Raw genomic sequence first — 12635 nt, forward strand, 5'->3', positions numbered from 1 at the left:
GGGTCTTTTTTGCCCGCGATATCTATGTACCACCCCCGGTGGGCGATGCCTGATTACCTTCGATGCACCAAGAGGCTTTCCCGGCCTCGTCATTGCGCCCAGGTATCCGCCATGAGCAACAACACGTCACTGCCTCAAAATGACTCGACACCCTTGGTAGAAACCAGTGACCTGGTGAACCTGACCAGCCACGGCCCGACGCTCAGCGAAGTGGCTTCGTACCTGCTGCGCCAGGCGCTGGAAAAAAACTCGCCAGAATTGCAGATCGCCCCTGATGACGCCTACATCGGCACCCCTCAATGGCTCATCGTGGACGACCAGGTCGAGGCGGGCCAAACCGAGTTCGAGTCACTGACCTTGGCGCTGATGCGCCAGGGGCTGTATGGAACAACGGCTAACTACCTCGAAGGCGAGCACTTCCTGACCCTCGAGCCGGGCAGCAAAAACCCGGTTCACCTCGCCGTCTGCATCGAGGACATTGCAAAGATGCTCAATGACTCGGCATCGATCCTGTTCGTCGAGGCTCAAGCACGGCAACTGGCGTTCTGGAATGCCAAGGGGCATGCGATCCCCCGCTGGCAGGAGCTGTCTGACACGCTGCGCAAGGCGTTGAACGTGCAGAAAGTCAAAGGCTGGGACGCCGATGAATGCGCGATGGCGCGGGAAGTGTTCAGCGCCCCGGACAAAACCACCCGTAAAAATGTAAACCGCGAATTTTCCGCCATTCAGGCGTGCCTTCTCGATATCGATACCGTCGAGAATGACATCACCCGCCATCTTTTGATCGGTGGCGCGCTGGTGCTCAAGGCCACGTATCGCAAGCGCGAACTGCTGGTGATGTACACCATCGAGCGCGCGTATGAGTCGTTCAGTTCGATGGAAGAACTGGGTAACTCGCTTCCCGCACGCCTGGAAGAACAACGGTCAGGACGCGATCTGACATGGCGGTTTTACGAGCCCGAAGGCAACATCTTCGATCACATGGCGTGGGCGTTGGTGTCGTCACAAATGGATGCCATTAACTCACTGCAGTTTATTGAAGCCCCGGCAGACGAGGTCGAGGTCGAGCCCGAAACCGGACTCGACCCCAACGAAAAAGCGCGACTCATGCAACTGAACAAAGCGATTCCCGATTGGTTGCGCAACGCCTCCTCCGAGGATATTCAAAACTACAGCCGTTACATCAGCGCACTGGGCAAGTTGTATCGCCAACCGGACAGCCAATTGGCCAGCGCCGAGATCCCGTCCATCACCGACTATGCCCAGCGGCTGATGCGTGAAGCGATCATCGCGGATCCGCTGGCGGTCGGCGCCACGAATCTTGCGCTGGATGATCTGCGGATCAAAATCACCCACAGTTTTACCGCCGACAATTTCATTCTGCCCAACCCCCTCGATCAACGCGTCGAAACGCTGGCCGACTTCGCGCTTGAGAACGAAGCGCCCTACATGGCCACCATATCTTTCAAGAGTGGGGCGACCGTCCCGGATTGGCTCACAGCTGAATTTCTCACCACCGTGTCAGCGCGAGTGGACATCGGCAAGGCTTACCCCGAACTGATCAAACCCAAGCTGCTGGAGGACCCGGTCGCCTCCCGACGTCAGGAAAACTTCTATCGCGATCAATTGCGTTCTTTGCTGCCACTGCAAGCATTAGAGGCCAGATTCAAGCCTGAAACCGGTGTGGACGAACGCGGTTACCAATACGTCTGCGAGCTGCTCGATCCCGATGTCGCCACCAAAACCATCGCCCTCTACCCGCTCACGATGACGCCGCAACATCGCTTGATCAGCAGCAGCGACACAGTGGACAACATGTTCATCATCAGCCCTCGAGACGCACACAGCGGACCTTGCCTGCTCTATCGGCCGATGCTCGATGAGCCCCTGCTGCAATACCCCTCAAGGCAAAACCTTTTGTACGCGTTGCACCAACCCGGTGACCTCAGGGATACCGTGCTGGCCTGGTTGCCCGATGAAAACCTGAGCGTTGAATATGCCCGCTCTGTTTTTCCCACCGGACTGCCCTCTCCGTGGCTGATCGCGGAACAGATCGTCAATCCATTGCAGCGCGCAGACAAGTTCGGGCGCGTGGTGCTCGAAAGCGTCGAGATCACCGGCGACATTCTGTCTGCGCTGTTCAAAAGCAACGCACGGATGCTGGTCAACCTTGCCGACCGGCAATCGCACTCCAATGCCGAACGGCGCTGGGACGTGTTGAAGGACAGTGGCTGGGCGCTCTTCAACGTCGCCTCGAATTTTCTCAGCGGTGCGGTCGGCACCGCCGTCTGGGTCTGGCAAACCATCAATCAGATTCAACAGGCACTCGATGCCCATGACCAGGATGACCGCTTCATCGAATGGACGTCGGTGTCGGACATTCTGCTGGCGATCGGCATTATCCTCAGCCATCACGCCGTGATGCGACGCAGAAGGGTTTCGAGCAAACCCCGGATCGAACAGCTGCCTAAGGGAAAAGCGCCAGAATCCCCTGTCGAGCCTGTGGCCGTCACGCTCAATCCCACCCCGCTGGCCCCGGATCTTCCGTCCGATCATCTTTCCTCCCTGGAGCTGGCCGGCTCGGTTCCACGCCGAACACCGACCGCGCTGGGCGCTTACCTGGACACGCTCAAAGTCGCGGCCCCCGATATTTCCAGCACAAACGTTACGAAAGTTAAGGGAGCGCCTCCGCATTTTTACCAACACAACTTCAGAAACTACGCACAGGTGGGTGATCGGTGGTTTTACGTCGACGTGAAAGGCGACGATGAAATTCATATCGTTTACCCGGATCAGCCTGAGCGAAACGGTCCAATGCTGATGGATAACGGCCGAGGGCAATGGGTACTCGACCTGCGTCTGCGGTTGCGAGGGGGGGCCGGGAATGCGTTCAGCCGCCACCAGGAAGCGGCTGACGAGCAGCGCAGAGGCCATCTGGAGGAAGCCCTGAGTTCCTTCAAAAGCCAGGAAAAAGCAAAGGAAACTGAACTGAAAACGTTACATGACCGCACCGGGCAGGCCAACGCCGATAACTACGATCAACGAACGGCGGCGTACATGGAAAAACTGGAGGCAACGATCGTCGAGTATCGCCAGGCGCTGGAGCAACTACGCGAATGGCGCACCCTCGGCGGGACGGAAAACTACCGGGAAGACTTGCTTCGCATGAGCGTGGTGCTGGAGAAGAATCTGTCGTTGTGGTTTGTCCTGAAACGATCCGAGTATGGTCAGGCCACCCAAGTCCTGAGCAGCGGCAAACAAAACGAACCCGTTGCCTGGCAAACGTTCGTCGACAATGTGCAGAAAGCGTCCGACATCGGTGACGAGATGATTGAAAAGCTGACCCTGTTTGCGTCGACACTCGAGGACATGCATGCGGCCGGACGACCTGGCATTGAACGCGCAATGCAAATCAGGAAACTGGCGCCTTCGTTTACCGTTCTGGATATCAAGGCCAACGAGATCGGCATGTCACAGGAGCTGTGCCTCAATGAGCAGACCAGCCCCCTGATGCAGCAGGCTCGTAAAGCGGTGGGACATATCGCGGCGAGCGCCGCGAGGGCCGCGATTCAAATGGCGGACCTGATGAAAGTCGAAGGCGAACATTCCGATGTGCAGACGCATGTCGAGGAATTGAACAGTCTCGTGGAGACATTTGCCGACGCTGACCAGCGCCTTCAGGAATTGCCGGGCACGTACCCTGGACTGGTCAGGCAAGCCAGGCTCGATCATGTGCAATCGCTCATCGACGAGTTCGCGCAGCTCGCACAAAACCGGTTACAGACGTTGCTGCCAGTATCGGAACCCATGGCCGTGCAGCCTCCTGTAGAACGAGTACAACCGGGTACGTCACGGCAGCCGATCAAGGTGCGCAAGACCCGGCCGCGGGATCCCGGCAAAAAAGAACCTGAAAAAACCACGGTGGATCCGCTCAAGTCATTTACCCCCGCCGTTTATAAACAACCCGATCCGGTGCTGGATGATGCGGGAATGATCGAGGCCGGCATCGAGCTGAACCTGGAAACGGACACATTCATCGAACGCACCCGTAAAGACGCTTTGCTCCCAAGACGCATCCCTGCCGATATTCAGGATGTGTTCGATCAGCAGGCATTGAAACTGGAGCAGGCTGCCAGCCGCGTTGATCAAGCCGTGATCAACAGCAGGAAGGACGAAGCCACCCCTCTCCCGGTTGCCACGCTGAGCCGCGATTTACGTGAGGGGGCCAGTCGTCTGCGCAAAGAAGGTGTCAGCGTTCGCGCCGACCTTTACACGCGCCGCAAACCGTCCCAGAGCATTTTCAAATGGATGCATGAAAACGGACAGCTCGACATCAGCCGCGATCGACGTGGACGCATCCAGACCAGAGGGCTCGGCGACTTTTTCCAGGAGTACCGGATTGTCGACAAGACCCGCAATCAGCCGTTATGGGTTGCGCATTTCCACTACGAGACGATGTCGAGTCCGGCAAATACACACACCGCGGCCCATTTGAAAGTTTCAGATGACTACCTGAAAACGCTGCCACTGGAACAGCAGCAGGCGTTGACCACCTTCGAACCCATCGATGGGGTGTTCAGGAAGCTGGAAGATCCTGCGCTACGAAAACTGTTCCTGGACCTGGAACCACAGGCAAACACCACAACGTAGCCACTTAACGACGCCAGACCTTTTCCAGTCGCCCGAGCGCGGCACTGATGGCCGCCTCGGGCACCGCCGCGAACCCCAGGACCAGCCCCGCGCGCTGGTCCATAGGTTTCGCCGAATCCGGCAACCAGTAGCCGCTCAGCGCATTGATCTCGACATCGACGCTGGCCGCCTGCTCCACCAGTTCGCGCTCACGGGTCTGTGAGTCGACCGCCACCGTCAAATGCAGCCCTGCCGCGACACTCGGCAGGCTGCCGATGCCGGGAATATTCTGCGGCCAACCGGCCAGCAAGGTATTGCGCCGGCTCAGGGCCGCCCGGCGCATGCGCCGGATATGCCGCTGGAAATGCCCGGCAGCCATGAATTCGGCCATGACCGCTTGGGTGCTGACCTCGGAATGCCGGACGTCCACCGCTCGCCGTTGCGAGAACGCCTGCACCAGCGTTGGCGGCAACACCAGGTAACCCAGGCGCAGCGCCGGGAAGGCAACTTTGCCAAACGTCCCGACGTACAAAACCCGGCCCTGCCGGTCGAGTGCGGCCAACGGGGCGAGCGGCGCGCCGCTGTAGCGGTATTCGCCGTCGTAGTCGTCCTCGACGATCCAGCCTTGGGTGCGTTCGGCCCAGGCCAACAACTCAAGACGTCGCGCCAGGCTCATCACCACCCCGGTCGGGTATTGATGCGAAGGTGTGACATACGCCAGTCGACAATCGCTGAGGCCGTTCAATTCGTTGCAATCGATGCCCTCACTGTCCACCGCCACGCCATGCAATTGCGCACCGGCCACGGCGAACGCATGACCTGCCGCGCGGTACCCCGGATTCTCGATCGCCACCCCATCGCCCGGCTCCACCAGCAGCTGTGCACAAAGGCTAATCCCCTGCTGCGCGCCACTGGTGATCACTATTTGCTCAGCCGAACACTGCATCCCTCGTGAACTGCGCAAATACGCGGCGATCATGCCGCGCAAACGCTCGTCTCCCGCCGGATCGCCATAACACAGCTGCTGCAAATCCGGCTTGCGCCAGAAAGCCGCATTCAGCTTGGCCCACACCTCGAAAGGAAACAGATCGAATGCCGGCACCCCGACCCGAAAGGCTCTGGGCGGACCACTCGGCGGGGTCGGCAAATGGTTGTTCTCAACCCGCCCCAATGCACCGCTGTGGATAACTTTACTGGATGAAACCACAGGTAAATCCAGCCAATTTGTGGATAAGGCTGTGGGTAACCCTGTTGATAACCCTGTGGATACTTTTGTGGATAATTTTTTGCCGGGGGCTGCGGTTTGCGGCAATTGCGCAACGTAAGTCCCGTCACCGACACGCCCCTCGATAAACCCCTCGGCATAGAGTTGATCGTAGGCCCGCACCACGCTGTTGCGGGAAATCGCCAACGCCGCCGCCAGATCCCGGCTGGCCGGTAATCGCGTGCCACTGGCCAGGCGTCCGTCCAGCACCCGCAGGCGCAAGGCCTGATAAAGCTGGCGACTCAAACCCTGACGACGATCAAGTTCGATACCGGCGGGGTTGAATGACAGTGAAAGCGGCGTTTCGCTCATGACAATGGACCTATGAAATTGGTCATTAATGGCTCTTACAACAGACCAATAGCCTGCCTAGGATGGACGCATTCGCCAAGGAATATTTCCATGTACAACCCCAGCGGCTTTTCCATCAAAGATTTGCATGAACTGCAGCAGCAGATACTCGACACGCGTCTCGCCATGGTGGTCACCCACGGCGAGCAAGGTCTGCAAGCCAGTCATTTGCCGTTGTTATTCAACCCTGAGCAGGGCCCGAATGGCACCCTCTACGGCCACTTCGCCAGGGGCAATCCCCAGTGGAAGGAACTGCAGAACGGAGCCGAAGCGCTGGTGATTTTTGCCGGTGCCGATGCCTACGTCAGCCCGGGGTTTTACCCAAGCAAAGCCGAGCACGGCAAAGTCGTGCCGACCTGGAACTACGTCGCCGTGCACGCTTACGGAACAGCCGAGGTGTTCACCGATGCCGATCGCCTGCTCAACCTGGTCAGCGCGCTGACCGATCGTCACGAAGCCGGCCGCGCGCAACCGTGGAAAGTCGCTGATGCGCCCGCTGATTACATCGACGGCATGCTCAAGGCCATCGTCGGGTTTGCCCTGCCGATCCAGCGCCTGGAAGGCAAACGCAAACTCAGCCAGAACCGCAGCGCCGAAGACATCGCCGGTGTGCGCGAAGGGCTCGCCGCCAGCCCTGATGTGCACGACCAGGCCCTCGCCCACTTGATGCGTTAAGGAATGAACATGAGTCAGATTGAAATTCGCCAGGTCAGCGCCGACGATCACGCCGCCTGGCTGCCGCTGTGGCAAGCCTACCTGCGCTTCTACAACACCGAGTTGTCCGAGGCGGTCACGGACAGCACCTGGCAGCGCATGCTCGAGCAGAATGAACCGACCCATTCGGCGTTGGCGTGGGTCGATGGCAAAGCGGTCGGCATGGTGAACTTCATCTACCATCGCTCGAACTGGAGCATCGAAAACTCCTGCTACCTTCAAGACTTGTTGGTAACGCCGGAGACTCGCGGCACCGGTGTCGGCCGCAAGCTGATCGAATTCGTCTACGCCACCGCCAAAGCGGACGGTTGCTGCAAGGTCCACTGGCTGACCCACGAAACCAACGCCACCGCGATCCAGCTCTACGAGCGCATCGCCGAACGCCCCGGTTTCATCCAGTTTCGCAAAGCCCTTTAAGGTTCAAGGAGAACACCATGTCGACTTCACTCGCAGACTGGAAAGGCGTCCCGGCGCCATCGGCTCAAACCCTCGAAGGGCGTTTCATCCGCCTGGAAAAACTCGACCCGGCGCGTCACGCCGAGGGTTTGTGGAAAGCCCTGCAAGGCCCGGGATCGGACCCGAAACTCTGGGACTATTTGCCTTACGGCCCTTTCCCGGAACGCAGCGCTTTCAACGATTGGCTGAACAACCATGCGGCCAACAGCGACCCGTATTTCTTCAGCGTGATCGACCGTGCCAGCGGTGATGTGCAGGGCATCCTGAGTCTGATGTCGATCGTCCCGGCGCAAGGTCGCATCGAAATCGGCCACGTCACCTTCGGTGCGCCGATGCAGCGTTCGCCGAAAAGTACCGAGGCGGTTTACTTGCTGGCCAAAGAATCCTTTGCGCTGGGCTACCGGCGCCTGGAGTGGAAATGCAACAACGGCAACGCCCGCTCCAAGTACGCGGCGGAGCGGTTGGGGTTCAGTTTTGAAGGCGTATTCCGTCAGCACATGGTGGTGAAGGGGCAAAACCGGGATACCGCGTGGTATTCGATTCTGGATTCGGAATGGCCGGCGATCGGTGCTGGGTTTGAGCGGTGGCTATCCGATGAAAACCAGACGGATTCAGGGCAGGTGAAAACCCTGGCCGAGTGCCGCACCTGACGATCGTTCCCACGCTCTGCGTGGGAGCGCATCCCGCGACGCTCCGCGTCGCATTCCGGGCCGGACGCGGAGCGTCCATGGCGGCATTCCCACGCGGAGCGTGGGAACGATCTTTTAGGCGAGTTTCTGGGCCAACACCGCAATATGCTCCGGCCCAATCCCGCAGCATCCGCCCAAATGACTGGCGCCGCGCGCTTTCCAGTCGGCCGCCCACTGCACATACCCCGGCGGATCGAGGTCCTCACGCAACGGGTCCAGGCCATCGTTGGCCGTGGCCTCTTTCGGTTGTGGCGGGAAGGCGTTGGCGTACGCGCCGATGTGAATCTTCACCCCCAAACGCTCGAAGGTTTCCCGCGCCGCATCAATTGCAGCGCCGATCACTTCCGGCTGACTGCAGTTGAACAGCAACGCCTCGACACCCAGCTCGGCAGCCACCGCAGCGGCCTCAGCTACGGGCTCACCGGAACGCAAACGCGGCACTTCGTCCGTGTCCTCATCCTTCAAGGTAAAAGACAGCCAGAACGGCTTTCCGTCCTTGGGCAGACCAGCGTGGATCGCCCGCGCCTCAACGATGGAGCTTTGTGTTTCGGCCAGCCACAGGTCGACATGAGGCGCCAGTCCCTTGACCAAAGGCGTCAGTAATTCAGTGACCCGAGCAGCGTCGAACAAGTCCGGACGGTAGGAGCCAAACAGCGGCGGCAGCGAACCGGCCACACGCACGGCCTTGCCCGAAGCCTCCACCGCACGCCGCGCCAGCTCACCGGCCAGCGCCGCGAGAGCCTGCCCTTCTGCTGCAAAACGCTCTTCGCCGATGTGAAACGGCACCACCGCATAACTGTTGCTGGTGATCACGTTGGCGCCACTGTCGATATAAGCCGCGTGCACCGCCTCTACTGCCCTCGGCGCTTCAATCAAGGCCAGCGCCGACCATTCGGGCTGTCTGAATGGCGCTCCTGCACGCTGCAACTCACGCCCCATGCCGCCATCCAGAATTACCGTGCTTCCTGCGCCCATATGCTTTTCACTCATATGCTTATGAAAATAACTCACTATCAGAGTCGTTCTTATAACTATTTAATACGCACCATCCGGTTAATAACAACCACTTTTTTTCAGGGATCGACTGTGAAATTTCAACCACTCCTGGCCCTGGGCCTGACGATTCTGGCTGCCTCCACCCAAGCCTTTGGCGGGGCGACACTGGACCGCATCGAGCAGAAGAAAGAACTGGTGGGCGTGTTGATGGAAAGCTATCCACCGTTCTCGTTCCTCAACGACCAGAACCAACTCGACGGGTTTGACGTTGATGTGGCCAAAGCCGTGGCCGACAAACTGGGCGTCAAACTGCGTCTGGAAACGCCGTCCTGGGACGTCATCGCCGCCGGACGCTGGAGTGGCCGTTACGACATCTGTGTCTGCTCGATGACGCCGAGCAAGGCCCGCGCCGAAGTCTTCGATTTCCCGGTCGAGTACTACGCTTCGCCAGCCGTGATCGTGGTCAATGCCAAGGATGATCGTATTCACAGCGCCAAGGACCTGAGCGGCAAGAAAGTCGGCCTCACCAGCGCCTCCAGCTACGAAAGTTACCTCAACAAAAATCTGGTGATCGAAGGCGCTGAAGACACCCAACTGCAATACCCGTTCGAGGACGTGCAGATCGCACCGTATGACACCGACAACGTGGCATTCCAGGACCTGGGGCTGGGGGCCGGCGTGCGGCTGGATGCGATCCTCACCAACCTCGTCACCGCGCAACCGCGCCTGACCGAAGACAAACGCTTCAAGCTGGCCGGCGAGCCGCTGTATTCGGAGCCGAACTCGGTGGCCATCGAGAAAGGCGACGCGCAGTGGGACGCCAAGGTGCGTGAGGTCTTTGCGCAACTGAAACAGGACGGCACCCTGAGCAAGCTCTCGCAAAAATGGATCGGCGCCGACATCAGCCAATGACTTCTTTCCCGACACCTCCTCAGCCGCCGCAACCAGTGGCTGAGTCGCGGCTGCAACGCGTCTTCAGTTTCCGCACACGCTTGTACCTGACGTGGGCGGCGATGTTCGGTTTGTTCGCCAGTTTCTTTCTGAGCTTCGACCTGAAGTTCTCGATCATCCTCGACAAACTGCCCAATCTGATCGGCCTGCACCTGGCGCCGAACGGCTTCCTGCAAGGCGCGGCGCTGACGCTGTTTCTGTGCCTGGCCTCCATCGTGACGTCGTCGCTGCTGGGTTTCATCACCGCCTTGGCGCGACTGTCGAAAAGCGCCGTGGCCTTCGGCATCGCCAGTTTCTACGCCTCTTTCTTTCGCGGAACGCCGCTGCTGATCCAGATCCTGCTGATCTACCTCGGCCTGCCGCAACTGGGCGTCGTCCCGGGCGCAGTCACCGCCGGCATCATCGCCCTGTCACTGAACTACGGCGCATACCTCAGCGAAATCTTCCGAGCCGGCATCCTCGGCGTCCCCCACGGCCAACGCGAAGCCTCCCTGGCACTGGGCATGCGCGAAACCGTGATCTTCTGGCGCGTCACCCTGCCCCAGGCCATGCGCACCATCATCCCGCCGACCACCAACCAATTCATCTCGATGCTCAAGGACTCGTCGCTGATCTCGGTGATGGGGGTTTGGGAAGTGATGTTTCTGGCGCAGTCGTACGGGCGGTCGAGCTATCGGTATATCGAGATGCTGACGACGGCGGCGATTATTTACTGGGTGATGTCGATTGGGCTGGAGCTGATTCAGGCAAGGATGGAGCGGCATTATGGGAAGGCGTATTTGAGTCGGAGTTAGTTTAAGGATCGCTGCCCTCGAACGGCAGCAGATCCCTAGATGCCATCTTTAAGGGGGCGCCCGTGCGCGGTGCAGTATCAGCTCAAGTCGCGCCGAATCCGCACTACGCCCATCTTCAGTCCAAAAGGTCTGAACACTGCATTCAGCGATTTCAGCGTCTGATTCCCTTCTCCATGCTCGATATGCACCAGCGTGCGCACCGAGATTTTGCACATTTTTGCGAATTGGGTCTGATGCAAACCTGTGACTTCTATTCGTAGTCGACGGACCGCCTCGCTTATCTCAAGAGTGCCTTGAGCCAGCCCTTCCTGGATGCTTTCGATGAGCACAGTGCGCTCGGCAACGGTCATGCTCATTTCAGGTCCCACTCTTTCAAACGCTGCTCCAGATTTTTCAAGGCAATTCGCGGGTGATTCATTGTTGCGTCGGGCAAGCCACTGGCGCTCAAAATGTCGGGGAGTGCTGCCAGATGTTTGGCATCCTCGCGCAATCGCAGGAAAGACTCCTGTGCATCATTCAAAGCGGCCAATGGATCCTTCGGATCGGCAATGTCAGCCAATGCCCGGCATACGCCACGCCAATCAACATCACCCGCTCTCTCCAATTCTTTTGGCCACTTGGTGGTGCGTGTTACGCCTTCGTCGTCCATCACCATTGGCGCCAGATCATAAATCGGAGCCAGGCGAAACGAGTCTGTGCCGCGGATGATTGCGGTGTTGCGGCCGTGGTTATCTGAGTTGCCGAGGATTTTATTGAGCAGATCCCGGCGCAGATAGTCCGCAACGAGATTCGGGATCTGGTCCGCTTGCCCTGCATCACGCCAGAGTCTCGCAAGTAGCCGGATAATCTCCATGTGGTCCATTGCGCTACCGGGCGTGGTTATTTGCGCCAAAGAATAGATCGACTCCACGGCAAAACGCTCGACACCCTGAGGGGTTACTTGTCGATCAAAACGCTGCATCCACAAACTGGGTTTGGTCGCCTCCTCCAGCGCCAAGCCCTGTTCTGCCACTGTCTCGATGCCTAGTTTTTGTAGTGCTTTGTAGTAGTGGTATTCGCTTCTGAGGATGTCTTGATCGTTCCTGTTTCCTTTGTTGCGAGAGAACTTCACGAACCAGTGTTGGGTAACGTCTGCGTCATCCAATACTGCGTCCGGGTATAAATTTCCATCCTTGCCCTGAGCTAATAAAAGTTTGGGCGCCTCGCCCCCCGCCCCCGTTGCCCCACCAATTGCAGCACCCTGCTCATAGGCATATTCGAGAAACCGGTTATCACGACTAATGACATCCTCGCGTGTAAACCCTATAGGTTCGCGCTGGTCTACCGCCTCGGCGGATTCCTTTATGCGCATGTTGCCAATCGGTGCCGGAGTGCTTCTGGCCAGTAAATAAAGATCAGTACTGATATCAGCAGGCTTGTCGCGACCTATGCGCGCCAGAAGAAATCTCTTGGCTGCACCGGCAGGTGCGATGTCATGCAGAAATGCTGGTGCATTGGATCGCTTACCCTCGAAGTCCAAAGGAAACCTGGCACTCACTGCCCTGGCAAAGGGTGATCCAATATCCTCAATGTTTTCGACAAGATAGGGTGTTTCGTAGCCGAAATTGCATCGGCTTTCGAAACCTTTCTCAGGGCTGTCGAAGCCCAAAACCATAGCGTCGTGCCATTCCCCTGTAATGAAAATCTGTAAAGTCAGGTTGTACATGCGGCGACCACCTGCATTTAAATGCATTTTTTCGAGAATTTTAAAGCTGTGAATGCAATATAGTGCATTATCGATCCGCTAGACAT

At 58.4% G+C, this 12635-nt stretch carries 10 protein-coding genes; 6 read left to right on the top strand and 4 right to left on the bottom strand.

Annotated features, from left to right (window positions below):
- The first annotated feature begins 258 nt into the window (after positions 1-258).
- Positions 259-4650: a dermonecrotic toxin domain-containing protein gene (locus ACIQV9_RS08005; protein ID WP_403099915.1), complete on the top strand. Its 4392-nt coding sequence runs from the start codon at positions 259-261 to the stop codon at positions 4648-4650.
- 4 nt (positions 4651-4654) lie between these two features.
- Here ACIQV9_RS08005 and ACIQV9_RS08010 read toward each other — a convergent pair whose 3' ends face one another.
- Complete coding sequence (locus ACIQV9_RS08010) at positions 4655-6205, bottom strand: PLP-dependent aminotransferase family protein (protein WP_403099917.1); 1551 nt, start codon at positions 6203-6205, stop codon at positions 4655-4657.
- Positions 6206-6295: 90 nt separating this feature from the next.
- Between ACIQV9_RS08010 and ACIQV9_RS08015 the strand changes: the two genes are divergently transcribed.
- From ACIQV9_RS08015 to ACIQV9_RS08025, 3 genes are read left to right on the top strand one after another with little or no spacing between them, the layout of a single operon-like run.
- The gene (locus tag ACIQV9_RS08015; RefSeq protein WP_403099918.1) at positions 6296-6919 is read left to right on the top strand and encodes an FMN-binding negative transcriptional regulator; all 624 of its coding nucleotides are present in this window, start codon (positions 6296-6298) and stop codon (positions 6917-6919) included.
- A gap of 9 nt (positions 6920-6928) precedes the next feature.
- Positions 6929-7375 carry a GNAT family N-acetyltransferase gene (locus ACIQV9_RS08020; RefSeq protein ID WP_403099919.1) on the top strand — a complete coding sequence of 149 codons (447 nt, stop codon included), beginning with the start codon at positions 6929-6931 and terminating at the stop codon, positions 7373-7375.
- A gap of 17 nt (positions 7376-7392) precedes the next feature.
- Complete coding sequence (locus ACIQV9_RS08025; RefSeq protein WP_403099921.1) at positions 7393-8064, top strand: GNAT family N-acetyltransferase; 672 nt, start codon at positions 7393-7395, stop codon at positions 8062-8064.
- Positions 8065-8178: 114 nt separating this feature from the next.
- Here ACIQV9_RS08025 and ACIQV9_RS08030 read toward each other — a convergent pair whose 3' ends face one another.
- Positions 8179-9078: a homocysteine S-methyltransferase family protein gene (locus tag ACIQV9_RS08030; protein WP_403099922.1), complete on the bottom strand. Its 900-nt coding sequence runs from the start codon at positions 9076-9078 to the stop codon at positions 8179-8181.
- A gap of 111 nt (positions 9079-9189) precedes the next feature.
- On the opposite strand from ACIQV9_RS08030, the gene ACIQV9_RS08035 reads away from it, so the two are divergent.
- Positions 9190-10011, top strand: a complete 822-nt coding sequence (locus ACIQV9_RS08035; RefSeq protein ID WP_094469920.1) for an ABC transporter substrate-binding protein — start codon at positions 9190-9192, stop codon at positions 10009-10011.
- On the top strand, positions 10008-10844 hold the full coding sequence (locus ACIQV9_RS08040) for an amino acid ABC transporter permease (RefSeq protein WP_403099924.1): 837 nt from the start codon (positions 10008-10010) through the stop codon (positions 10842-10844). Before ACIQV9_RS08035 ends, ACIQV9_RS08040 begins: the two co-directional genes overlap by 4 nt.
- A 77-nt stretch (positions 10845-10921) precedes the next feature.
- On the opposite strand, the gene ACIQV9_RS08045 is transcribed toward ACIQV9_RS08040, so the two are convergent.
- Together ACIQV9_RS08045 and ACIQV9_RS08050 are read right to left on the bottom strand one after the other, a co-directional pair.
- Positions 10922-11200: a helix-turn-helix domain-containing protein gene (locus ACIQV9_RS08045; RefSeq protein ID WP_403099925.1), complete on the bottom strand. Its 279-nt coding sequence runs from the start codon at positions 11198-11200 to the stop codon at positions 10922-10924.
- Positions 11197-12549 (bottom strand): type II toxin-antitoxin system HipA family toxin, encoded by a 1353-nt coding sequence (locus ACIQV9_RS08050; protein ID WP_403099928.1) that lies wholly within the window; start codon positions 12547-12549, stop codon positions 11197-11199. The genes ACIQV9_RS08045 and ACIQV9_RS08050 overlap by 4 nt, the downstream gene beginning before the upstream one ends.
- Between the last annotated feature and the right edge of the window lie 86 nt (positions 12550-12635).

The organism is Pseudomonas sp. NPDC099000, from assembly GCF_044759925.1.
Taxonomy (GTDB): Bacteria; Pseudomonadota; Gammaproteobacteria; order Pseudomonadales; family Pseudomonadaceae; genus Aquipseudomonas.